The 23400-nt window shown below is 30.2% G+C and carries 22 protein-coding genes; 17 read left to right on the forward strand and 5 right to left on the reverse strand.

Annotated elements, in window-relative coordinates:
• Window positions 1–3: 3 nt before the first annotated feature.
• From E4J94_RS06285 to E4J94_RS06310, 6 genes are read left to right on the forward strand one after another with little or no spacing between them, the layout of a single operon-like run.
• The gene (locus E4J94_RS06285) at window positions 4–1188 is read left to right on the forward strand and encodes a DUF2062 domain-containing protein (protein WP_135835006.1); all 1185 of its coding nucleotides are present in this window, start codon (window positions 4–6) and stop codon (window positions 1186–1188) included.
• Window positions 1181–4840: a 1-acyl-sn-glycerol-3-phosphate acyltransferase gene (locus tag E4J94_RS06290; protein WP_135835007.1), complete on the forward strand. Its 3660-nt coding sequence runs from the start codon at window positions 1181–1183 to the stop codon at window positions 4838–4840. The genes E4J94_RS06285 and E4J94_RS06290 overlap by 8 nt, the downstream gene beginning before the upstream one ends.
• Window positions 4815–6386: a phytoene desaturase family protein gene (locus E4J94_RS06295; RefSeq protein ID WP_135835008.1), complete on the forward strand. Its 1572-nt coding sequence runs from the start codon at window positions 4815–4817 to the stop codon at window positions 6384–6386. Before E4J94_RS06290 ends, E4J94_RS06295 begins: the two co-directional genes overlap by 26 nt.
• Window positions 6379–8034 carry a C45 family autoproteolytic acyltransferase/hydolase gene (locus E4J94_RS06300; RefSeq protein ID WP_135835009.1) on the forward strand — a complete coding sequence of 552 codons (1656 nt, stop codon included), beginning with the start codon at window positions 6379–6381 and terminating at the stop codon, window positions 8032–8034. Before E4J94_RS06295 ends, E4J94_RS06300 begins: the two co-directional genes overlap by 8 nt.
• A complete protein-coding gene (locus tag E4J94_RS06305; protein ID WP_135835010.1) occupies window positions 8013–9317 on the forward strand; it encodes a phenylacetate--CoA ligase family protein in 1305 nt (434 codons plus the stop codon). The genes E4J94_RS06300 and E4J94_RS06305 overlap by 22 nt, the downstream gene beginning before the upstream one ends.
• Window positions 9318–9360: 43 nt before the next feature.
• Window positions 9361–10647: an Ig-like domain-containing protein gene (locus tag E4J94_RS06310; RefSeq protein WP_246034269.1), complete on the forward strand. Its 1287-nt coding sequence runs from the start codon at window positions 9361–9363 to the stop codon at window positions 10645–10647.
• A gap of 58 nt (window positions 10648–10705) precedes the next feature.
• Here E4J94_RS06310 and E4J94_RS06315 read toward each other — a convergent pair whose 3' ends face one another.
• From E4J94_RS06315 to E4J94_RS06325, 3 genes are all read right to left on the reverse strand, one after another.
• Window positions 10706–12262 carry a M20/M25/M40 family metallo-hydrolase gene (locus E4J94_RS06315; RefSeq protein ID WP_135835011.1) on the reverse strand — a complete coding sequence of 519 codons (1557 nt, stop codon included), beginning with the start codon at window positions 12260–12262 and terminating at the stop codon, window positions 10706–10708.
• A gap of 205 nt (window positions 12263–12467) precedes the next feature.
• Window positions 12468–12893, reverse strand: coding sequence for an Hsp20/alpha crystallin family protein (locus E4J94_RS06320; protein WP_135835012.1), 426 nt, complete (start codon window positions 12891–12893; stop codon window positions 12468–12470).
• Window positions 12894–13098: 205 nt separating this feature from the next.
• A complete protein-coding gene (locus E4J94_RS06325; protein WP_135835013.1) occupies window positions 13099–13890 on the reverse strand; it encodes a S1/P1 nuclease in 792 nt (263 codons plus the stop codon).
• A 306-nt stretch (window positions 13891–14196) separates the two neighbouring features.
• Here E4J94_RS06325 and E4J94_RS06330 point away from each other — a divergent pair, with 306 nt between their 5' ends.
• The 6 genes from E4J94_RS06330 (at window position 14197) to E4J94_RS06355 (ending at window position 19407) form a co-directional block, all read left to right on the forward strand.
• Complete coding sequence (locus E4J94_RS06330) at window positions 14197–14538, forward strand: PadR family transcriptional regulator (protein WP_135835014.1); 342 nt, start codon at window positions 14197–14199, stop codon at window positions 14536–14538.
• Window positions 14531–16330 carry a PspC domain-containing protein gene (locus E4J94_RS06335; RefSeq protein ID WP_135835015.1) on the forward strand — a complete coding sequence of 600 codons (1800 nt, stop codon included), beginning with the start codon at window positions 14531–14533 and terminating at the stop codon, window positions 16328–16330. The genes E4J94_RS06330 and E4J94_RS06335 overlap by 8 nt, the downstream gene beginning before the upstream one ends.
• 147 nt (window positions 16331–16477) lie before the next feature.
• On the forward strand, window positions 16478–17038 hold the full coding sequence (locus E4J94_RS06340) for a 1-acyl-sn-glycerol-3-phosphate acyltransferase (RefSeq protein ID WP_135835016.1): 561 nt from the start codon (window positions 16478–16480) through the stop codon (window positions 17036–17038).
• 3 nt (window positions 17039–17041) lie between these two features.
• Window positions 17042–17464, forward strand: a complete 423-nt coding sequence (locus E4J94_RS06345) for a PaaI family thioesterase (protein ID WP_135835017.1) — start codon at window positions 17042–17044, stop codon at window positions 17462–17464.
• Complete coding sequence (locus tag E4J94_RS06350; protein ID WP_135835018.1) at window positions 17457–18479, forward strand: isochorismate synthase; 1023 nt, start codon at window positions 17457–17459, stop codon at window positions 18477–18479. Before E4J94_RS06345 ends, E4J94_RS06350 begins: the two co-directional genes overlap by 8 nt.
• A 94-nt stretch (window positions 18480–18573) precedes the next feature.
• Complete coding sequence (locus tag E4J94_RS06355) at window positions 18574–19407, forward strand: 1,4-dihydroxy-2-naphthoyl-CoA synthase (RefSeq protein WP_135835019.1); 834 nt, start codon at window positions 18574–18576, stop codon at window positions 19405–19407.
• A 48-nt stretch (window positions 19408–19455) separates the two neighbouring features.
• On the opposite strand, the gene E4J94_RS06360 is transcribed toward E4J94_RS06355, so the two are convergent.
• Together E4J94_RS06360 and E4J94_RS06365 are read right to left on the reverse strand one after the other, a co-directional pair.
• Window positions 19456–20103 (reverse strand): hypothetical protein, encoded by a 648-nt coding sequence (locus E4J94_RS06360; protein ID WP_135835020.1) that lies wholly within the window; start codon window positions 20101–20103, stop codon window positions 19456–19458.
• Window positions 20104–20120: 17 nt separating this feature from the next.
• Window positions 20121–20399 carry a hypothetical protein gene (locus E4J94_RS06365; protein WP_135835021.1) on the reverse strand — a complete coding sequence of 93 codons (279 nt, stop codon included), beginning with the start codon at window positions 20397–20399 and terminating at the stop codon, window positions 20121–20123.
• A gap of 141 nt (window positions 20400–20540) precedes the next feature.
• On the opposite strand from E4J94_RS06365, the gene E4J94_RS06370 reads away from it, so the two are divergent.
• From E4J94_RS06370 to E4J94_RS06390, 5 genes are read left to right on the forward strand one after another with little or no spacing between them, the layout of a single operon-like run.
• Entirely contained in the window at window positions 20541–21293 is a 753-nt protein-coding gene (locus E4J94_RS06370; protein ID WP_135835022.1) for a prolipoprotein diacylglyceryl transferase, read from the forward strand.
• Window positions 21293–21493 (forward strand): hypothetical protein, encoded by a 201-nt coding sequence (locus E4J94_RS06375; RefSeq protein WP_135835023.1) that lies wholly within the window; start codon window positions 21293–21295, stop codon window positions 21491–21493. The genes E4J94_RS06370 and E4J94_RS06375 overlap by 1 nt, the downstream gene beginning before the upstream one ends.
• A gap of 1 nt (window position 21494) precedes the next feature.
• Window positions 21495–21728 carry a hypothetical protein gene (locus E4J94_RS06380; protein ID WP_135835024.1) on the forward strand — a complete coding sequence of 78 codons (234 nt, stop codon included), beginning with the start codon at window positions 21495–21497 and terminating at the stop codon, window positions 21726–21728.
• A 10-nt stretch (window positions 21729–21738) separates the two neighbouring features.
• On the forward strand, window positions 21739–21969 hold the full coding sequence (locus E4J94_RS06385; RefSeq protein ID WP_135835025.1) for a hypothetical protein: 231 nt from the start codon (window positions 21739–21741) through the stop codon (window positions 21967–21969).
• An 18-nt stretch (window positions 21970–21987) separates the two neighbouring features.
• The gene (locus E4J94_RS06390; RefSeq protein ID WP_135835026.1) at window positions 21988–23397 is read left to right on the forward strand and encodes a radical SAM protein; all 1410 of its coding nucleotides are present in this window, start codon (window positions 21988–21990) and stop codon (window positions 23395–23397) included.
• Window positions 23398–23400: the final 3 nt, after the last annotated feature.

A 23400-nucleotide genomic window follows, 5' to 3' on the forward strand; every position in this document is an offset into this window, starting at 1 on the left:
TCAATGGATTTTTCGATTATTCGACATAAAATAGACGAACAAAAAGTTTGTGTACTTATTCCGACTTACAACAATCATAAAACATTGAAGCGTGTGATTGACGGAGTTTTGGAATACACGAATCAAATTATAGTTATAAATGATGGATCGACGGATTCTACTTCCGAAATTTTAAAAGATTATCAGAATCAGTTTATTATAGTTGAACTTCCAGAGAACAAAGGAAAAGGAAATGCACTACGTATTGGTTTTAAAACTGTGCGAGAAAAAGGCTACCATTATGCATTGACAATCGATTCGGATGGCCAACATTTTCCGCATGATATTCCAAGTTTTATTACAGAATTAGATCAAAAAAATAAGCCTGTTTTAATTATTGGAAGTCGTCAAATGGAACAAGATGGAATTCCGAAGAAAAGTAGTTTTGGAAATAAGTTTTCTAATTTTTGGTTTTGGTTTGAGACAGGAATTAAGCTGAATGATACACAATCTGGTTATCGTTTGTATCCATTGAAATTTATTCCGAAAAAGTTTTGGACAAATAAATTTGAATTCGAAATTGAAATCATTGTACGAACAGCTTGGAAAGGAATTGAGGTGAAGAATATTCCGATTGATATTTTGTACGATCCAAACGAACGCGTATCACATTTTCGTCCATTTCAAGATTTTACGCGAATTAGTATTTTGAATACTTTTCTGGTTTTTTTGACAATTTTTTACATCAAACCACGAAATTTTTTCTTCAGTTTCAAAAAAAAAAATATACGAACATTCATTAAAGAAGATATCCTAGGAAGTAATGATAGTAATAAAGTAAAAGCGTTTTCAATTGCTTTGGGAATTTTTCTTGGAATCGCACCATTTTGGGGCTTTCAAACTTTTTTATCTATCTTTTTAGCGTCGATGTTTCGACTAAATAAAGTCATCAGTTTTTTTTGTTCCAATATTAGTATTCCGCCAATGATTCCGATAATTATTTATCTTTCTTTGTTGACAGGTGGATTTATTTTGCAGGACAATTTTCATTTAGATTTGAGTTTGGTTTCTTTCGAAATTATCAAAAAAAATCTGCTTCGTTATATTGTCGGAAGCTTTGTTTTAGCAACTTTTTGTAGTGTTGTTAGTGGAATTGTAAGTTATTTTTTATTAACTTATTTCAGTCAAAAGACAATTAAGAATGCATAAATTTTTCTATAACATATTTTTAAAAATCAGAGCGAATAAATGGTTGAGTATATTTCTTTTTATTCTCTTTTTAATTGGTTGTGCATTTTTTGCAAATCGTCTAAAATTTGAAGAAGATATTACGCGAATCATTCCGAAAGATGAGAAAAATGATGTAATGGCAAAGGTTATTGCTCAATTAAAATTTACGGATAAAGTTGCGGTGATTATCGAAAAAGATAAAGCAGGAACGTTAGATGATATGACGGCTCAGGCAACTGATTTTTTAGATAGTATTCAACCGTTAAATAACTATTATAATGATATTCAAGGTCAATATGATTTAGATAATTTTGCTTCGACTTTTGATTTTGTTCATCAAAATTTACCGCTTTTTTTAGAGAATGAAGATTATAAAACGTTAGAGCAAAAATTGTCGAAAGATTCGATAGCTTCTATTGTTGAAAGTAATTACAAAAGTTTGATTACGCCGACTGGAATTGTTTCGAAAGAGTTTATGTTGAAAGATCCGCTTGGGTTGACTTTTGTTGCGTTAAATCGATTAAAAGAAAAGAATTTGACGGATGATTTTGAAGTTTACAATGGGTTTATTGTAACGAAAGATCATTCGAGATTATTTCTTTTTATCAATCCTAAATTTTCAGGAAGTGAAACAGAACATAATACCGAATTTGTTAATCGTTTAGAGGAAATTCAACAGCATTTAAATCCAGAATATAGCGGGAAATCAACATTAAGTTATTTTGGTTCAAGTTTTATTGCAGTAGCGAATGCAAAGCAAATTAAACAAGATATTATTACAACCGTTTTGATTTCGATGATTACATTAATGGTCATTTTAATGGTTTTTTATCGAAAAATTTACATTCCGATAATTATTTTTATACCTTCCGTTTTTGGCTTTTTCTTCGCTTTGGCACTTTTGTATTTTATTCAAGGTACAATTTCTGCAATTTCTTTGAGTATTGGAGCTGTTTTATTAGGAATAACAATTGATTATTCGCTGCATATCATGACGCATTATAAGCACAATAGCGATTCTAAGATTTTATTTAAAGAGATTACAAAACCGCTTATAATGAGCTGTACAACTACAGCGATTGCATTTTTGTGTTTACTTTTTGTAAAATCGGATGTGTTGAAAGATTTAGGGATTTTTGCTGGAATAACAGTTGTTGTTTCTGGTGTTTTTTCTTTATTGATTATTCCACATTTATATCATCCGAAAGAAGATGCTGTTGAAAATAATTCTTCAATAATAGAGAAGTTAGCATTCTTTTCATTTCATAATAACAAGATATTAATTGGAGCTTGTGTTCTTTTAATTATTGTGAGTTGTTTTACGTTTAATAATGTCAATTTTGATAAAGATTTATCTAAATTAAACTATGTTCCAACCGATCAAAAAATAGCGGAACAAAAGTTAGAAACTTCTTCAAATTCTATCTCAAAATCGTTGTATGTAGTCAATTATGGAGATAATGTAGAAGATGTTTTAAATCAAAATATTGCGTTAACAAATAAGTTGCAAAAAGCAGAAGATAAGAATGAGATTTTAAGTTATAATTCCATTCAATCGTTGGTTTTACCAATTTCAGTTCAACAAGAAAAAATAAAGGATTGGGAAGAATTTTGGAATTCTGAAAAAGTGAATTTTGTGAAGAATGAATTTATCAAGGACGGAAAACAATATGGTTTTAAAGAAGAAATTTATAATCAATTTTTCTCAATTTTTGATAAAACCTACAATCCTTTGAAATTAGAAGATTACCGCGCGTTTAATCCTTCACTTTTTGAAGAATTTGTTTCTCATAAAAATGGGTTTTATACGATTTCTACTTTAGTAAAATTAAAGGAAGAAAGCCGAGAAAATTTTGTTCAACAATATCATAATAAAGAAACAATTGTAATTGATCGAAAACAGTTAAACGAAAACTTTTTAGGAAATTTAGTTACTGATTTTAATAATCTTGTCAATTACTCATTTATTGCTGTTTTATTAATATTGTGGTATTTCTTTCGACGTATCGAATTGGTGATTATAAGCGCGATCCCTATTGCGTTATCGGGCTTGGTTACAGCTGGATTGATGGGACTTTTTGATATTAAATTCAATATTTTCAGTAGTATTGTTTGTACATTAATTTTTGGTCATGGAGTAGATTTTAGTATTTTTATGACGAGTGCTTTACAAAAAGAATATACGACTGGAAAAGATGAAATGCCTACTTATCGCACTTCGATTTTGTTAGCAGTTATCACGACAATTTTAGCAATTGGAGCGTTAATTTTTGCCAAACATCCAGCGTTGAAATCAATTGCATCAGTTTCGTTGGTTGGAGTTGTTGCAGCATTAGTGATTACGTTTATTTTCTACCCAATTTTATTTCGATTTTTTATTTCGAATCGACCAAAAAAAGGTAAAAGTCCAATGACGTTGTGGTTGGCAATTCAAAGTGGAATTTTCTTCATTTATTTTGGATTATTTGGTACGGTAACTTCATTAATTCTTCGATTTTTGATGCTTATTTTACCGATCTCGAAAGAAAAAAAATATAAACTTTTTGGTTGGGGAATGTCAACTTTTATGAAATCTGTGTTGATGTTAAAGCCAACGGTTGTCAAGAAAATTATTAATCCAAATCAAGAAGATTTTAAGAAACAATCAATCATAATTGCGAATCACACTTCGTTCTTGGATACGTTGGCGATTGGAATGTGTACGCCTAAAATTGTGTTTTTGGTAAATGATTGGGTTTATAAATCGCCGATTTTTGGTAGAGCTGTGAAAATGGCTGGATTTTATCCTGTTTCAAATGGTGTTGAAAATAATATTGAAGAGATTAAAACTCGAATTGGGAATGAGTTTTCGTTGATGATTTTTCCTGAAGGAACGCGTTCTCGAACGAATAATATTAATCGTTTTCACAAAGGTGCATTTTATTTGGCGGAGAAATTGCAACTTGATATTTTACCAATTTATATTCATGGAAATTCTGAGATTATTCCAAAAGGAGAATTTTTAATTTTTGATGGACATATTTATTCAATAATAGGTAAAAGAATTGCTTGGAATGATGAAAATTATGGATCAAATTATTCGGAGCGAACGAAAAAAATCAGTAAAGAATTTAAAGTTAATTTTCAAGAAATTCGAAATCAACATGAAGATGAAAATTATTGGAAACAGAAATTATTTTTAAGTTTTTTGTACAAAGAATCTGAAATTATTCAAGCTGTAAAAAAGGATTTTAGTTTGAATAAATCTGTTTATCATCAACTGAATAATACATTTACGAAAGATGAAAAAATAGTTCATTTTTCGAATGATTTTGGACAAATTGATTTTTTATTATTGGTGCAACAGGCAAACCGAAAAATAATAACGTTTGTAAAAGAGGAGGAAAAGCGAGAGATTGCAGCAACAAATTACATTACTAAAATTCGTTCGTTAGAATATCGTTCTGATCTTGATGTTATAGATGATTATAAGACGCTTTTAATTTCAACTGATATTGAAAATATTTATCAAGGAACAATAAATCAATTTGAGAAAATAGTTGTTTTAAAGAATAGAGATATTGACGAATCACTTTTTACAAGTTTTGCCCAACAAACAGAAACAAATGAATACACAGTTTATACAAAATAATTCTGAACCTCATTACGATGTAATCGTGATAGGTAGTGGTTTGGGAGGACTCGTTTCAGCGCTTATTTTAGCTAAAGAAGGCAAAAAAGTCGTAGTATTAGAAAAGAATAATCAGTATGGAGGGAACTTGCAGACTTTTGTTCGAAATAAAACTATTTTTGATACAGGCGTTCATTATATTGGAGGTTTAGATAAAGGAGAAAATTTGTATAACTATTTCAGTTATTTGAATATATCCGACAAATTAAAATTGCGTCAGTTGAATAAAAATGGTTTTGATATGATTTCGTTTGATGATGATATTCAAGAATATCCAATTGCACAAACCTATCAGAATTTTGTTGATCAATTAGCTATTTTTTTTCCTACGGAGCGAGAAAACTTAATACAATACAGCAAAAAATTAGAGGAAATTTGTTCTGCTTTTCCTATGTATAATTTGAATATCGGAACTTTTGCTGATGAAGAAGATTTTTTGTCAATTAATGCGAAAGAATACATTGATTCTGTTTTTACAAACGAGCGTTTGAAAGCGGTTTTAGTAGGAAATAATTTTCTTTATGTAGGGCAAGCAGAGAAAACGCCTTTGTATATTCATGCTCTTTCTGTTAACTCTTATATACATTCGGCTTGGCGATGTGTAAATGGAGGAAGTCAAATTGCAAAACTTTTGATCAAAGAATTGAAGAAATATGGTGGTGAAATTTATAAATACCAAGAAATAAAATCGTTTGTTCAGAATGAAAATGAAGAAGTAATTGGTTGTGAAACAATAAAAGGAAAACGTTACTTTGGTGAATTATTCATTTCGAATATTGACATTAAAAAAACAATAGACATGTTAGGCGAACGTAAGTTTGGTAAACCATTTTCTCGACGTGTCAAAAGCTTGGAAGTAACGCCATCTGCATTTACTATTTATATTGTTTTTAAGCCAAAAAGTTTTTCCTATATCAATCATAATATTTATCATTTTAACTCGATAAATGATGTTTGGGATAGCTACGAAAAACCTACAAATAATTGGCCAAATACATACATTGCAACATTTAGTATGGATCAAAAAGATGAAGAATATTCGGAAAGTATGACGGTTATGACTTATATGACTTTTGATGAAGTACAAAAATGGGAAGAATCGTATAATGTTGATATTAATGATAATTATGGAAATAGAGGAGAAGAATATGAAGAATTTAAACGTCAGAAAACGGAATTAATCATTCGTAAATTAGAAAAAAAATTCCCTGGTATTAGAAAAAAAATTTCTGATATTCATACATCTACACCTTTATCTTATCGAGATTTTATCGGATCTGAAAAAGGAAATATGTATGGGTATTTGAAAGATAGTAGTCATCCCATGAAAACATTTATTTCACCAAGATCTAAAGTTAAAAATATTTTTTTTACAGGTCAAAATGTGCGTGTTCATGGGGTTTTAGGAGTGACAGTAGGTGCGTTTGTAACATGTTGCGAAATTCTTGGAGCTGAATATTTAATGAATAAAGTTCATCGGGAAATAGAACCAAATGCGAATGAATAAAATTATTTACTTTTTTACGTTTATATTTTTTACGTTTATATCTTGTGGTGTTCAAAAAAGTTTAGAAGATCGTCCTGATCTTTCTTCTTACAATGCACAAGAATATAGTCGTCAACAAGTGAATGATTCACTTTTTTATATTGGAAATAATTTTTTAAAGAAAAATAAAACACAGAATTGGGAACTTTTTGTTTCGGGAGATCCGTTAGAAATTGGTCAGAAAACTGGCGTTTTGACGAAAGAATTATATGCTTTTCAAGAACAGTCATTCATGAATTTGATTACAGACTTTATTCCTTCTGAAAGGCGTAGAAAATTTCTTTTCAAAATACTCAAATATTATAATCGAGATTTACATAAATATGTAAGTAATGAGTATAAGGCACAAATTTATGGACTTTCTGAGTCTGCAAATAATCGCTATGATTCGTTAATAGATAAATATAATCGCAATCTCTTTTTACATGGAGCGCATGATATTGGACATGCAATGCATGATTTGATGCTAGTTGGTTGCTCATCTTTAGCAGTTCGGGATAATAAATCTGAAGATGGAGGTTTGTTAATTGGTCGTAATTTCGATTTTTATGCAAATGATGATTTTGCCAAAAACAAAATAGTTTCGTTTGTTAAACCTAACTCTGGTTATCCATATATGTCAGTGACTTGGGGAGGAATGATTGGTGTTTCGTCTGGAATGAATTTGGAAGGTCTTACAGTAACGATAAATGCAGGAAAATCGTCTATCCCACTTAAAGCGAAAACGCCTATTTCTCTTGTAGCTTTAGAAATTTTACAATATGCCTCAACAATTGATGAAGCGGTTGAAATAGCAAAAACTAAAAAAGTTTTCGTTTCTGAAAGTATGATGATTGGTAGTGCAAAAGATCATCGTGTTGTTTTGATAGAAATTTCACCTAAGAAATTTGGTGTTTATGAAGTTAATAACCAACCTTATTTGGCTTGTACAAATCATTTTCAGAGTGATGTTTATTTGGATGATAAGCGAAACAATACTCAAAAAGAAGAAAGTCATTCGGTTTATCGTTTTGAAAAAATTGAAGAGTATCTTTCGAATGAAAATAAACTGAATCCAACTAAAATGGTTGAATTATTGCGCGATACAAATGGTTTGAAAAATACAAAATTAGGTTATGGAAATGAAAAGGCTTTGAATCAATTATTGGCGCATCATGCAGTTGTTTTTCAGCCAGATAACCGATTGGTTTGGGTTTCGTCAAATCCATATCAATTAGGTGAATTCACAGCTTACGATTTGAATAAAATTTTTAAAGATTCTATTTCAAATTATTCGTTAAATGTAGATAGCTTGAGAATTGAAAAAGATAAGTTTCTCTTATCTGATGATTATTCTAATTATGAAAAATACCGTGAGCAAACGTATAAAATTAACAAGTTGATAAAAGAAAATAAAAAGATTAACGAAACTTTTTTGACTGATTATATTCAAAATAATCCTGATTTTTGGTTGGTTTATGATAAAGTTGGCGATTATTATTTTCAACAGAAAGATTATCAACAAGCGAGTTTTTATTATAAATTAGCATTGACAAAGGAAGTGACTACAATTCCTGAGCGAAATAAAATTCAGAAAAAATTAGCCAAATGTTCTCGAAAAAAGCGTTAACATCAATAGAACTTCAATCTGTAGAAGAGATTAAAGAATATCAAAATAAAAAACTTCAAGAACAATTAAAATATCTTGCTACTCATTCCAAATTTTATCAAGATTTATTTAAAAAATATCAAATTGATTGGAAATCTATTCAAACAACGGAAGATTTAAAATTAATTCCTGTTACAACGAAGAATGATTTACAACAATATAATCTCGATTTCTTGTGCGTTCCACAAACAGAAATTATTGATTATTCTACTACATCTGGAACTTTGGGCGATCCTGTAACATTTGGTTTAACGGATAAAGATTTAGATCGTTTAGCAATAAATGAGATGAACTCTTTTCAACGAATTGGTGTTCAAAAAGGTGATGTTGTACAATTGATGACAACGATTGATCGTCGTTTTATGGCTGGGTTGGCGTATTTTCTTGGTTTGAGAAAAATAGGTGCAGGTGTTATTCGTGTTGGCGCTGGTGTTCCGCAATTGCAATGGGATTCTATTCTAAAATATCAACCCAAATTTTTGGTTGCTGTTCCATCTTTTTTGCTGAAAATGTTAGATTATGCAGAGAAAAATAACATCGATTATCAAAATTCATCTGTAAAAGCGGTTTTGTGTATTGGTGAATCGTTGCGTGATAAAGATTTGAATTCGTCTTTGTTGACGCAAAAAATAAATTCGAAATGGGATATTCAACTTTTTTCGACTTATGCTTCAACGGAGATGGGAACAGCGTTTACAGAATGTAATGAATCATTAGGAGGACATCATCAGCCAGATTTGATTATCACAGAAATTTTAGATGAAAATAATGAAGTTGTACAAGATGGTAAATTGGGTGAATTGACAATTACAACTTTAGGAATAGAAGGAATGCCTTTATTGCGTTTTAAAACAGGTGATTTGTTGCGAAAACATTCTGGTATATGTAAATGTGGAAGTAATTCGTATCGATTAGGACCAGTTGAAGGGCGAAAACAACATATGATAAAGTACAAAGGAACTACCTTGTATCCGCCAGCTTTACATGATATTTTGAATCATTTTGATGAAATCAAATTACATTTAATCGAAATTTATTCGAACGAATTTGGAACAGATGAAATCTTAATTCGATTAGTTTCGACAGATGAAACCGATGTTTTCTTAGCAAGAATAAAAGATTATTTCAGAGCAAAATTACGTGTAACACCATCTATTAAATTTGAAACTTTCGAAGAATTACAATCAATTGTTTTCAAACCGGAAAGTAGAAAGCCAATTACATTTGTTGATTATAGAGAATAATTATTTTAATAAATTTCTCTTCCATAATAATTAAAAATACTACATGAATAAATTACTAAAATTAATTTTGTTGATTGTTCTATCAACAAAGATGAATGCTCAACAAATTATTACAACTGATATTGATAATTTTTGGATTGCTTATGATAGCGTTAATAAAGTAAAAGAAAATAAAACATCAGTTTTTAAGCAATTGTATTTAGATAAAGGCACAATAGGATTGAAAGATTTTGTGAAATACAAAGACTTTAATGAAAAAAATTATGTAACAGCTTTTGCGAAATATCCTGAATTTTGGAAAAGTATTCGAAAAAATACACTTGTTTCAAGTAAACAAATTCAAAAAACGGAGAAAGCTTTAAAAGAATTCAAAAAGCTTTATTCTAACCAATCGAAAGGAAATATTTATTACACAATTGGCGCTTTGCGATCAGGAGGAATGCCGAATGGAGCGGATTTAATTGTAGGGCTAGAGAAAGTAGTTGGAGATAAAACAACTAACACATCTGAATTTGAGAACAAAACTTTACAAAATATGTTTCAGTTTTCTAATCCTTCGTTATTAGGTTTTGTAAGTGTACACGAGTTTATTCATACTTTTCAGAAGGGGAGTGAAGTAAATGTGCTTGCAAAAGCTATAAAAGAAGGTTCTGCGGATTTTATAGCTGAATTGGCTCTTAAAGAGAAGTATAATTCACATTATTTAGATTATGGTTTTAAGAATTTTGATTTAGTTAGAAATCAATTCAAAAATCAACTATTTAGCCAAAATTATGAGAACTGGTTTTACAATAGTGAAACGAATGAACATCCAGATCTGGGATATTTTGTAGGTTATGTGATTTCGAAGAATTATTATGCCAACTCGAAGAATAAAAAGCAAGCGATAAAAGACTTGATTGAGTTGAATTATGAAGATGAAAAAGCTGTATTTGAAGTTTTAAATCAATCAAAGTATTATTCAGAAGTATTGAATATAGAAGAATTGAAAGCAAATTATGAAAAGAATCAACCTCGCGTAGTAAAAATTATAGAATTTGAAAACGGAGCGCAAAAAGTTGATACAACACTAAAGCAAATTCAAATTGTTTTTTCAAAGCCTTTGAATGATAAAGTTTCAATCAATTTTTCTAAAAATGGTAAAGCTCATTTTCCATTGAATAAAATTGTTGGTTTAAATGCTGATAAAACAGTTTTGATAGTAGAAACAATAGATTTACAACCAAATACTTTGTATGATTTTTATATCACTAATCGCTCAACCAAATCATTAGATGGTTATCCTTTTATAGAAGAAGAATATAAAATTGAGTTTAAAACAAAAGAATAATTTTGGAGTAGAATTAACAAAAAAGTCCTCGTATTAAGAGGACTTTTTTGTTAATATCTTATTTCATGTAAGCATCAGAATTTCTTGCTGGACTTTTAACTTCTGGCCATTCTTGTTGTTTTCCATTTCTACCAGTTGGTAAAACACGACGATCACGATTCACTAATTCACTTTCTTTATCAGCCATCATCGTTAATGTAGCAGCTAAAATTGCATTACTTTGAATTTCTTCAAAAACAATTTTATCGTAAGTATCTTTGTTTGTATGCCAAGTATAGGTTCCGTAACCCCAGTTAAGAGAACTCAACATAAATCCTGGTACACCAGCTGCAACAAAAGAAGCGTGGTCAGAACCTCCACTACCAGGAGCTCCTGGAAAATCAGTTTTAATTTCGTTACGAATAAAAGAAGGCGTAGCAGCTAGCCAACGCGTCATATATTCGTACGATTTTTCGAAACCTGAACCATTGATATTTACAACGCGTCCTGTTCCATTATCTAAGTTGAAAACTGCTTGTGTATTTTTTACAATTTCTGGATGATCTTCAACAAATGCGCGAGAACCATTTAATCCTTGCTCTTCACTTCCCCATAAACAAACCAAAATTGTACGTTTGTTATTTGGATATAATTTTTTGATGGTACGAATTGTTTCCATCATTGCAATTGTTCCTGTTCCGTTGTCAGTCGCACCTTGCGCACCATCCCAAGAATCAAAATGAGCAGAAAGAATAATATATTCGTTTGGTTTTTCTTTTCCTTTAATTTCTCCAATAATATTGAATGTTTTCGCAACTCCATTGTGTTTAGATTGCGCATTAACAGTTAATTTTGGAGCAGTTCCATTTTGAGCTAAACGATATAACATTCCGTAATCTTCATTTGAAATATCCAACATTGGAATCGTTTTCGTTTTTGCACCAAAAATTCTATTCGCACCCATAATTCCTGTCCAATAAGAAATTGCAACTGCTGCAGCTCCATTTTTCTCAAAAACTTCTGGAAGTGTATTGTTGTTGTAATCTGTCACTTTGATAGAATTTGCCCAAGCTTCAGCTTCAGCTTTTTTTGTTTCAGTAACTTTTTTATACAAATCCTCTAAACCAAAATCTTTGTATTGATAATCAGAACGTCCATATGATTGGTTTTGTGACATCAAAACAACTTTTCCTTTTACAGAAGGTAACCATGCTTCAAATTCAGCTTTTGTTTTGAAAACTGGCATTGCAATAGCATCTGCATTCACAGCTTTTTTAGTTGCTGGTGACCATGCTAATTGAGTAGCTTCGATAGATTTTGCTCTTGGATAGGTCATATCAACATGCGTTATTCCGCGTTCCCATGCTTTCCATGTTCCGTAATCTTCTCGTCGTGCGTCAATTCCCCAAGACTTTAAAGTTTTAATTGCCCATTCCCCTGCTTGATCCATTTGAGGAGTTCCTACTAAACGTGGTCCGATACCATCTAATAATTCGTGCGAAATTTTCTTCAACTGTGAATTATTTTGTATTTCTGTTACAAAACTTTGGACAGTTGGATCTAATTTTTCTTGTGCATGTACTGCAATAGATGATAATACGATTGTAGAGTAGGTTAATGTGTTAATCAATTTCATAATTAAACTAATTTCGTGTGATAAATTTTACAAATTAAGTCTAAAGTAGAATATTTTGGGAAATAAAAAAAGACATCTATAGATGTCTTTTGTGTAATTATGTTTTTTTGAAAATATAATATTGTTTTTTAACTATCTTTCATTTTGTAAAAATCCTCAACTCCGAAGAATTGAGGATTTACTAACCAACTAAAATTAACTATATCTATGAAATTTGTATGCTACGTTTTTCTTTTGGTAAAGCTTCTTCTTTCTTAGGTAAAACTAATTGTAAAATTCCGTTTACATAAGAAGCTTCTATTTTATTTTCGTTTATGGTTTCTGGTAATGTAAATGCTCTTTTAAAGCTTGAAAAATTAAATTCTCTTCTTGAAAATTTTTCTTCTTTTACTTCTTCATTTTGTTTAAATTCTGATGAAATTTTCAAAATATTTTCATCAATTTCAATTGAGAAGTCTTCTTTGTTTAAACCTGGAGCAGCTAATAAAATCTCGAAACTATCTTCATTTTCTTTGATATTTACTGCTGGAAATTGAGTTTGAGAATTTACAAAAGTTTCAAATTTTGGACGCATTGCATTTTCAAATCCAAAAGGAAAATAATTTGCTTTATTTTTTCTAACTGTATTCATGTCTTGTATGTTTAAATTTTTGATTTTATTATTTACACTTACTTCTTTTCAAATAATATGCAAAATGAATTTACAAGACAAAATGACTTGTGTTATAAAGAAAATTGTGTCAAAAAGTCCGAAATTTAAGTTTAAAGCATAAAAAATCCTGAAAAATTGACTTTTCAGGATTTGAATTTATTTTAGAAAGATCTAAAATTCTCTTTTATTTGAAAACTTCGTCCAAAACTTTCGCTAATCGAATTCCGCCTTTTAATAATTGATCTTCGATGATAGATTTATTGTCAAAATGATAGCGGTAACCTAATTTATCATCCATTTTTACACCTGCATAGATATTGTTTGCAAGAATATAAGAACCATAAATCCAATCAGCATAAGTACCTTCTTTCATTTCTTTTTGACGCTCTTTTGACGCAATATCCAATAAATTAGAGTATTCTGTGTACGAATAGTTTTCGTAATCTACCAATTTAGAATCCCAAACCGTGTGAATATTTACTTTATCGCGGAACCATTCAACTTTGATACGATTTCCTCCCAAATCATCTGGACGACCAACGTGAAGTGGTTGATGCGCATCGCCAAGAATGTGAATCAAGAAATATAAATCGTGTTGTTTTTGCTCGATTGTAAGGTTTTTATTGTTTTTTAATTCATTCATTAAAAACAATCCTTTTTTATACATGTTTTCATCTGAAGTTTGCTCTAAAGCAGCATCAAATTGTTGACGTGTTAAATCTCCAGGAATGTTAACGTAGTGATAAGAATCAGCATGTTTCCAAGAATCATCAGACTTAATAAAATCTGGCCAGTTTGCCCAATACGCTAACTTTTGTGGACCAATAATTTTTGTGATTTCTTTACGAGTTTTCTTGCTAATGTGTTGTTCTGCAATTTGAGAAACCACTCGGTGACCTGTTAATCCCCAAGCTAAAGCACTTTCTGAAGCTAAAAATGCACCTAAAAGCATTGCACTTCCTATAATTTTTTTCATTATGTGAGCTCGATTTTTGACAAAGGTAATAAAACTAATTCAAGTAGAATGAGTGATTTTTGAAGGTGATTTTTAAACGATAGTTAATAATTTTCAAAGAAAATAAGACTCTTTTTCATTAAAAAAATATCAATTTTAATATTTTCTTAAAAAAAAAATAAAAAAATATTAATTCAACAAACCTTAATAAATAGACCGATTGTTATGTTTTTTATTTATAATACTAAAAATAATTCAGTACTTTGTTTTGCATAATACTAAAACTTTTATATATATTTGTATAACAAAATAAAACAAGCCGTTCTTATGAATATAGAGAAAACAAAAGTTCAGATGCGAAAAGGTGTACTGGAATATTGTATTCTCAGCATTATCAAAAAAGGAGATGCATATGCATCTGATATCATAGACGAATTGAAAAAAGCAGAGATGATTGTTGTTGAAGGAACATTATATCCGCTTTTGACAAGACTTAAAAATGATGACCTTTTACAGTATCGCTGGGAAGAATCAACGTCAGGACCACCTCGCAAATATTATGCACTTACAGAGTTAGGTGAAAATTTTTTAAAAGAATTAGCTGAAACTTGGGAACAGTTAATTGAAGCCGTGAATAAAGTAACCACAGAAACGTACAAAAATGGATAAAACAGTATCAATAAGTATAGGAGGATTTTCTTTCGTGTTAGACGAAATCGCCTATAATAAATTAAAGACCTATTTACAAGATGTAAAAACTTCTTTGAGAGGTACGGAAGGTGTAGAAGATATTATTGAAGATGTAGAAATCCGTATTTCTGAATTATTTCGTGAGCGATTAAAATTTAGAGAAGTCGTAAACGAAGATGATATCAATTTTGTAATTGCAACAATGGGACATCCAGATCAATACAAAGTTGAAGAAGATGAAGAGAACGAAAAAACGTCTACAAATTCATCATACAATTATTCGTCAAATAATCAATCGTATGGAGGACAACAAACTGGTGCGAAACGTTTGTACCGCGATCCAGACGATACAATTGTAACAGGATTATCTGCTGGTTTGGCGCATTATATGGGCGTTGATCCTTGGTTTGTACGTTCTATTTGGTTAGTTCTGGGAATTCTAGGAATTTTCACAGCTGGTGTATCGTTTTTCTTAGTAGTGTTCTGTTATTTTATCTTGTTAATTTTTGTTCCAAAAGCAAAAACAACATCAGAAAAGTTGCAGATGTACGGGCAACCAGCGAATATTGATACGTTAAAAAAAAACGTAGAACAAGCCAGTGAAGCTGTTGTAAGTGGAAGCAAAGAATTAAGTAATAAATTAGGTGGAGCTTTTGGTGTTTTTGGTCGAGTTTTACTTTGGTTCATTGGATTTATCATTCTAAGTACAGGAATTGGATTAATCATTGGAGGATTCTTTTTCTTCTTTACAACTTGGACAGAAATGCCTACGGAATTATTCGGTTATCTTGTAGAAGAAGAATGGATGAGTATGGCAGCCAAAATATTTGGAGGAATACTAATGGTAATTCCAGGTGTTTTGTTGACAATTTTAGGTGTAAAATGTTTCTGGAATAGAGTAAAAGTTAGTAAAGCTGTAATATTTGGAGCAATTGCTCTTTGGTTTGTTGCTTTATTTGCAATCATTGGAATTTCTGTAAGTACAGCAAGTAAGTTTAGAAACTCAGTTGAAATGACACAAGAAAAAAGTTATGTTATTCCTTCTGATACGCTACAAGTCTATTTTAGAGAAAATAATGAAGGAAACTTAAAGTTTAAAACTTTTAACGATTTAGACCAATTAATAGATGCTGATGGAAACTTAATTATTCCAATTGATGATATTTTTGAGATTGAAGAAAGTACAGACGATAAACTTCATATTCAAGTAACTTATTCTTCTAAAGGAGGAAGCAAAGAAGAAGCAAAACGCAATTTAGAAGCAATTAGATATAATTATGAATTAAATGGAAATAAACTTTATTTAGATGAGTTTATTAAAATTCCTAAAGATGGTAAATTTAGAAATCAAACGGTTGATATCAAATTGTATGTTCCTAAGAACAAATTAATTCACACGAATAACACTGATCGAATGACAATTATTAATAATGATAATGATCGTGATTATTTATATGATTTGAAGAATAAATTTATTGGATATAATGGAAAAAAATTCGTATGTTTGAATTGTCAAAAAGATTCAGATTCTGAGGAGGATATCAATCTTGATTCAGAGGATCTAAACATAAATGTAAACGACGGAAACGATTCAGCGAAAGTCATAATCGATAAGAATGGATTAAGAGTTGAAAGTAATGGTAAATCTGCAGGAGTAGGTTACATTGATAACTCGAAATCTAAAAAAGATAAATCAAACCAAGAAATACACTATAAAGATGATACAGATTCTATTAACATTAACTACAGAAATCATTCAAATAATCGTTGATTTCTTTGCGTAGACTTAAGAAGTATTTTAATTAATAATATTCAAAAAGAGACATTTCATTTCGAAATGTCTCTTTTTATTTTTGACTACATTGTCTAATATCCGTTTCGAGTTTTGTATGTTTGCAAATGCATAAAGCATTATTTTATGAAAAATTTTTTAGGCAAACTTTTGTACTCATTAGGAGGTTGGAAATTAGATAATCATCTCGATTTATCGAAGGTAGATAAATGCGTTTTGGTTTGTGCTCCACACACTTCCAATTGGGATTTTTACTACACTATTTTGGCTTTTTGGCAAATGGGAATTCCAATGAAAATGTTTATTAAAGATGCTTGGACAAAGCCTTGGTATGGATATTTTATCAAGAAAATGGGCGGAATCGGAATTGATCGTTCTCAACGACATAATATGGTCGATTTTGCTTCAGATATTTTAAAAAAATCAGATAAATTATACTTAATCAATACACCAGAAGGGACACGTTCTCGTGCAGAAAAATGGAAAAATGGATTTTTCTATATAGCACAAAAAGCAGATGTTCCGATTGTTTTGGCTTATTGTGATTTCAAGAAAAAACGAGCTGGAATTTCAAAAATTGTGAATACAGAAAACAGAGATTTAGAAGATGTAATGGATGAAATTCAAGATTTTTACAAAGATGTTACGGCAAAACATCCAGCACTTTATAACCCAAAAATACATTAAATCATGAATGAACAAGATATTTTACAGAAGTTTAACGATATGTCGAAAAATACATTACTTGAAACTTTAGATATAGAATTTACGGCAGTTGGAGAAGATTTTTTATCAGGAAAAATGCCTGTTACTTCCAAAGTTCATCAGCCTTTTGGTTTGTTGCATGGCGGCGCTTCTATCGTTTTGGCAGAAACCTTAGGAAGTACTTTGTCTAATATTATTCTAAATTCGGATGATTTTGTGGCGGTTGGTCAACATGTTGACGCAAATCATCTTCGTCCAAAGAAGGAAGGAATAATTTTTGGACATGCAACAGTTGTAAAACAAGGTCGCACTTCGCATTTGATTAAGATTGAAATTAAAGATGAAAACGATAAGTTAATCTGTTATACACATTTAACAAACGCTATTATTTCTAAAAAACATGTTTAAAAAATTTCAAGATAAACTTGAAAGATTAATTCAGAATCAAAAACCGTTTCTACTTTTTAGAAAACCAAATTCTATACAAGTGGAGTTGTGGGAAAATAAAGGTTTTGAATCGGATAATAAGTTTATTTGTAATAGTTTTGATAATACAAAATTGATTGAATTTAATGATGATGAGGTTGTAGAAATTTCGATTGATGAATTACCAAATTTCGAACTTTCATTACCAAAATCTGATCAAAATGAAGCGATTTCGTATGAGAATTATATTGATTTAATTCAAAAAACAGTTCAAGAATTACAAAGTGAATCTCCAACGAAAAAAATTGTAATTAGTCGAATCAATTCACTTCCAGAAACGAATATTAATTTAGTTGAAACTTTCAAAAATTTACATCAACATTATCCAAATGCCTATGTGTATTTGCGATTTGATGCAGAAGAAGGCTGTTGGATTGGTGCTTCGCCAGAGCTTTTACTGAAAGAAAATAACCATTTTATACAAACTGTTTCTTTGGCTGGAACAAAAGCAAAAGAAGATGAATGGACAGAGAAAGAATATCACGAACAACAAGTGGTAACCGATTATATTTCGTCAACTTTAGAACCTTATACATCTTATATTGATGTTGATGGACCATTTTCTGTAAATGCTGGTTTTTTTGAACATTTGAAATCATTTATTTCAGCTCAATTAAAAGATAAATCGCAACTGTATGATTTGTTGAAAGCGTTGCATCCAACGCCTGCTGTAGGAGGAATGCCAAAAGATTTATCAAAAGATTTTATTCTAAAAAATGAAGGATATGATCGTGTTTTTTATGCAGGTTTTATGGGCTATCAAAATAAAACAGAATCAGAGTATTTCGTTAATCTTCGATGTGCGAAAATCTTTTCGAATAAAGTTAATTTATATGTTGGAGGAGGTATAATGCCTGATTCTATTCCAGAAAATGAATGGCGAGAAACAGAACTGAAATCAAAAACAATAGGAGAGTTGTTGGTGAAATCAAATTAAAAAATAACCTATAGTTTTATTAACTTTATTCTTAATTAATAGAAAAGCCTTAATTTCGAAAAGTTAAATTTTTAATCAAAAAACAAAATATATAATGGCAACAATCAATTGGCAAACGGTAAAGGATTACGAAGATATCACGTTCAAGAAATGTGATGGTGTAATGCGTATAGCGTTTAATCGTCCTGAAGTTCGTAATGCATTTCGTCCGAAAACTGTTTTCGAATTATTAGATGCTTTTCAATTAGCAGAAGAAGATCGTGAAGTTGGTGTAATTTTATTGACAGGTGAAGGACCATCTGCAAAAGATGGTGGTTGGGCTTTCTGTTCAGGAGGTGATCAACGAGTTCGTGGTGCAAAAGGTTATGAAGGACAAGATGGTGTTGGACGTTTGAATATTTTAGAAGTTCAGCGTTTGATTCGTTTTTCGACTAAAGTTGTTGTAGCTGTGGTAAACGGTTGGGCAGTAGGAGGTGGACATTCTTTGCACGTGGTTTGTGATATGACATTGGCTTCTAAAGAACACGCAATTTTCAAACAAACGGATGCTGATGTAGCTTCTTTTGATGGTGGTTACGGTTCGGCTTATTTGGCTAAACAGGTTGGTCAAAAACGTGCTCGTGAAATCTTTTTCTTAGGATTGAATTATTCTGCTCAAGAGGCTTACGATATGGGAATGGTAAATTTAGTTGTTCCGCATGACGAGTTAGAACAAGTTGCTTTTGATTGGGCACAAGAGATTTTAACAAAATCGCCAACGGCAATTAAAATGTTGAAATTTGCTTTCAATTTAGTGGACGATGGTTTAGTTGGACAACAAATTTTTGCTGGAGAAACAACACGTTTTGCATACGGAACAGAGGAAGCTGTAGAAGGCCGTAATGCATTCTTAGAAAAACGTCCAAGAGATTTTTCTAAATTTAGATAAGAAAATTTTCAAAATATAAACTAAAAGCGATGTTTAACATCGCTTTTTTTATTCTATAAGTTTGAACTCTGTTTTAGATTTTCCTCCAAGCATCGAAAAATTGGAATCAATTTCCATTTCACCTTCATAGTTTGTCCATTTGCCTTTAAGTAATGAAAAATATCCCGTTGCAATGAAAGATGTTTTCATGTAAATTTTCTCATTATTTTTCATTCCAAACATTTCAGCCATTGGAGTATTAAAATCACCTAACACATATTCGTTTATATCGTATTTAATAACAGCGATTTGATCGTTATTTTGATGAATAATCTTTTCGATATAAACTGTATTTTGATTACTTGTGCTATCAGCAACAAAATTTTGATCCATCTCGATTAAATTTAGGTTTAATTTCCATTTTTCTCCAATTTCAACTTCTTTATTTGGTAAACTAAACAATATTGAAATTAAATTTTTTTGAGAATTTTTATAATATGTACTAATTATTTCACCTGTTTTGGAAATACGACCTCTTAAAACGACATTATTGTTTGAGTCAATTAAGTTTTTGAAAACGTTATCAAAATTTAGATTTTCGATATCATTATTTTCAGTTTTAACCTTTTTTTGTTTCTTTTTATCTTTTTTTTGATTTTCAAGATTAGCCTCATTCATTAATTTTTCTAAATATTGGTTCGACTCATTATTTAACATAAACATTTCAATATCGATTAGATTTTCATTTTTTTGTTTAAATGAAGATTCGTTTGATATTTAATATTTGAATTTATTTGAAAAAGTGCATCTTGAAATTTACCAAGTTCATGAAAAATAGAAGAAGAATCTTTTTTCTCAATAATTTTATTTTCTGCTTTTATAACATGCATTGTTGTTTGATACTTTAATGTATCATTTTTTGCTATTTTCCATTGCAAGAATATATTTTCTTGCTTTTGACTGAAGGAAAAACTAGATAGAATAAGAGTAAAAACTAATATTTTGTATTTCATATTAAAAGGTTAAGTTAATTTGCAAGCAATATACATAAATTAAAGAACTATTTTTATTTGTATAAATTGGAGAATTTTTGAATAAAATCTACGGCAATATTTCTTAAAATCAATTACATTTACTCAAAACCTAATTAATCTGTGACAATAGATTTTCCTGTTTCCATCGAAATTTTTGGACATTCAGTCTTAATTCATCCTATTCTCGAATCGGTCGGAATTTTTATTGCGATGCGTTATTACGCATTTCTACGAAAACGTAACAAATCAAGTTTAACAACAATCCAATCGTTTAGTATTATTATTGGAGCATTAATAGGTGCACTTTTGGGTTCTAAAATTATTGGAACATTAGAAAACCCGCAAGCTCTTTTGGATGCAAAAAATCAGTTTCTTTATTTTTGGACAAGTAATACAATTGTGGGTGGATTAACCTTTGGTTTGATTGGTGTAGAAATCACTAAAAAAATTATTGGCCATAAAGAAAGTACAGGAGATTTGATTGTTTTTCCGTTAATGTTGGCAATGATAATTGGAAGAATCGGTTGCTTTTTAACAGGTGTTTATGAACAAACGTATGGTATAGAAACAACATCTATTTTTGGAATGGATTTGGGCGATGGATTATTGCGTCATCCCGTTGCTCTGTACGAAATTGTTTACCTTATTTTTCTTTGGATAGTTTTGGAAATTATTCAGAAAAAATATATTTATCCTTCTGGATATCTCTTTCAAGTATTTATGTTTACCTATCTTTTGTTTCGTTTTTGTTTAGATTTTATTAAACCAATTCATCCAATATTTTTAGATTTAAGTTCTATACAATTAACATGTGTTTGTGTCATAATTTATTATATCTTTAAGTTATTACAAACTAAACCTAGATTTAAATAATGGAATCTTTATTTACAATTGTTTTTATTTTACTTCTTATTGGTTCTATACTTTCTGTAGCAGGTTTTATTTTGTATTTATTTACAAAGAATAAAAACGAGATGGAAAATGTAGAAATATCCTTAAAATTAATGGTTTGGGGAATAGGGATTTTACTTGCCTCGGGTTCAATTTGTGGATTAATTTTAATTGGAAACTAATATGATATATTCAGTTATTTTTGCTGAAGGAGGTCTTGGTCGAGATTTTATTTATATTATCATTGCAATTTTGTTAGGAATTGCAATGATTGGTGGTGCTGTTGGTACATTAATTTCGCTTATTATCAACTCACTTTCTGGACATAAAAAAGAAACAAAATATTATTTAATGGTTTTCGGAATGTGTGCTTTAATAACACTTGTTATTTCGGGAATGGTTTGTGGTTCATTGTAAATTTTAGCCAATGTTAGCAGTTATTTTCTCTCAACAATTTATTCATACAGAGGATATTGTTCTGTTTTTATTACTTGTATCATTTATTGGTGCAGGTTTTATTTCTCTTATTAGTTTAATTTATCAATCAATTCAAAAGAAAATTAATATACAACGATTAGTTACATTATTTTTTGGATCATTTATAGGATTGTTTTTATTATTTATAGCTTTAATCTATCTCATTTTTGGAGGATTTTAATCACTCAAAATTCATACTATGCCAGTTAGAAATTACACTTATTACGATTATACAATAAGTCTTTGTCCAGAATGTTTGAAACGAGTTGGTGCAAAAATTATCATTGAAGACGAAAATGTTTTTATGACAAAACGTTGTCCAGATCATGGTTTCTTCAAAGCAAAAATTGCAACAGATGTCGATTATTACAAAAACATCAGAAATTATAACAAAGCTTCGGAAATGCCTTTGCATTTTGGGACGGATGTCGAATACGGTTGTCCATACGATTGTGGTTTGTGTGTTGATCATGAGCAACATTCGTGTTTATCAATTGTTGAAGTGACGGATCGATGCAATTTAACATGTCCCACTTGTTATGCTATGTCGTCGCCACATTATGGTTCTCATCGTAGTTTGGAGCAGATTGAAGCGATGTTCGATACAATTGTAAAAAATGAAGGCGAGCCAGATGTAGTGCAAATTAGTGGTGGTGAACCAACAATTCATCCACAATTTTTTGAGATTATGGAAATTGCAAAATCAAAACCAATTAAACATTTGATGTTGAATACAAACGGGATTAGAATTGCAAATGATCCTGGTTTTGCTGAAAAATTAGCGACTTATGCGCCTGAATTTGAAGTTTATTTACAATTTGATTCATTCAAAAAAGAAGTTTTAGAAGATTTTCGAGGAAAAGATTTGACAGATGTTCGAATGAAAGCTTTAGAAAAATTGAATGAATTAAATCTTTCTACAACTTTAGTTGTTGTGTTGCAAAAAGATAAAAATATTGATGAAATCGGGAAGATTATTGATTTTGCGCTTAAACAAAAATGTGTGCGTGGCGTAACGTTTCAACCTGTCGAAATCGCGGGGAGAAATAGAGATGATTCGGCTCACGAAAAAATTACATTAACAGAAGTTCGTCAAGAAATTATTGATCAATATCCACTTTTTAATTCAGATGATATTATTCCAGTTCCGTGTAATCCAGATGCTTTGGCGATGGGGTATATGCTGAAATTGAATGATGAGGTAATTCCGCTTACACGTTATATTAATCCTGCGGATTTGTTGAATAACGAATCGAAAAATACAATTGTATACGAACAAGATGAACAATTGAAAGTACAATTATTAGATATTTTTAGTACAGGAATTTCGGTTGATAAAGTACAACCAAAAGTGAATCAATTACTTTGTTGTTTACCAGAAGTTTGTGCGCCTGAATTGGATTTAGATTACGATAATTTGTTCCGAATAATCATTATGAATTTTATGGATGCACATGATTTTGATGTTCGTGCTGTTAAAAAATCTTGCGTACATATCGTCAACAAAGATTTGAAATTAATTCCATTCGAAACAATGAATTTATTTTATCGCGACGAAAAAGCTGCTTATTTAGAAGAATTGAGAAAAGAGGATAAAGTGTTGTTTTAGTTA

Origin of the sequence: Empedobacter tilapiae (assembly GCF_004785645.1) — a bacterium.
Lineage (GTDB): Bacteria > Bacteroidota > Bacteroidia > Flavobacteriales > Weeksellaceae > Empedobacter > Empedobacter tilapiae.

Bases quoted from the DNA above. Each gene is read 5' to 3' on its own strand.
- E4J94_RS06285 (WP_135835006.1), top strand. From the start codon at position 4: ATGGATTTTTCGATTATTCGACATAAAATAGACGAACAAAAAGTTTGT.
- E4J94_RS06290 (WP_135835007.1), top strand. From the start codon at position 1,181: ATGCATAAATTTTTCTATAACATATTTTTAAAAATCAGAGCGAATAAA.
- E4J94_RS06295 (WP_135835008.1), top strand. From the start codon at position 4,815: ATGAATACACAGTTTATACAAAATAATTCTGAACCTCATTACGATGTA.
- E4J94_RS06300 (WP_135835009.1), top strand. From the start codon at position 6,379: ATGAATAAAATTATTTACTTTTTTACGTTTATATTTTTTACGTTTATA.
- E4J94_RS06305 (WP_135835010.1), top strand. From the start codon at position 8,013: ATGTTCTCGAAAAAAGCGTTAACATCAATAGAACTTCAATCTGTAGAA.
- E4J94_RS06310 (WP_246034269.1), top strand. From the start codon at position 9,361: ATGAATAAATTACTAAAATTAATTTTGTTGATTGTTCTATCAACAAAG.
- E4J94_RS06315 (WP_135835011.1), bottom strand. From the start codon at position 12,262: ATGAAATTGATTAACACATTAACCTACTCTACAATCGTATTATCATCT.
- E4J94_RS06320 (WP_135835012.1), bottom strand. From the start codon at position 12,893: ATGAATACAGTTAGAAAAAATAAAGCAAATTATTTTCCTTTTGGATTT.
- E4J94_RS06325 (WP_135835013.1), bottom strand. From the start codon at position 13,890: ATGAAAAAAATTATAGGAAGTGCAATGCTTTTAGGTGCATTTTTAGCT.
- E4J94_RS06330 (WP_135835014.1), top strand. From the start codon at position 14,197: ATGAATATAGAGAAAACAAAAGTTCAGATGCGAAAAGGTGTACTGGAA.
- E4J94_RS06335 (WP_135835015.1), top strand. From the start codon at position 14,531: ATGGATAAAACAGTATCAATAAGTATAGGAGGATTTTCTTTCGTGTTA.
- E4J94_RS06340 (WP_135835016.1), top strand. From the start codon at position 16,478: ATGAAAAATTTTTTAGGCAAACTTTTGTACTCATTAGGAGGTTGGAAA.
- E4J94_RS06345 (WP_135835017.1), top strand. From the start codon at position 17,042: ATGAATGAACAAGATATTTTACAGAAGTTTAACGATATGTCGAAAAAT.
- E4J94_RS06350 (WP_135835018.1), top strand. From the start codon at position 17,457: ATGTTTAAAAAATTTCAAGATAAACTTGAAAGATTAATTCAGAATCAA.
- E4J94_RS06355 (WP_135835019.1), top strand. From the start codon at position 18,574: ATGGCAACAATCAATTGGCAAACGGTAAAGGATTACGAAGATATCACG.
- E4J94_RS06360 (WP_135835020.1), bottom strand. From the start codon at position 20,103: ATGTTAAATAATGAGTCGAACCAATATTTAGAAAAATTAATGAATGAG.
- E4J94_RS06365 (WP_135835021.1), bottom strand. From the start codon at position 20,399: ATGAAATACAAAATATTAGTTTTTACTCTTATTCTATCTAGTTTTTCC.
- E4J94_RS06375 (WP_135835023.1), top strand. From the start codon at position 21,293: ATGGAATCTTTATTTACAATTGTTTTTATTTTACTTCTTATTGGTTCT.
- E4J94_RS06380 (WP_135835024.1), top strand. From the start codon at position 21,495: ATGATATATTCAGTTATTTTTGCTGAAGGAGGTCTTGGTCGAGATTTT.
- E4J94_RS06385 (WP_135835025.1), top strand. From the start codon at position 21,739: ATGTTAGCAGTTATTTTCTCTCAACAATTTATTCATACAGAGGATATT.
- E4J94_RS06390 (WP_135835026.1), top strand. From the start codon at position 21,988: ATGCCAGTTAGAAATTACACTTATTACGATTATACAATAAGTCTTTGT.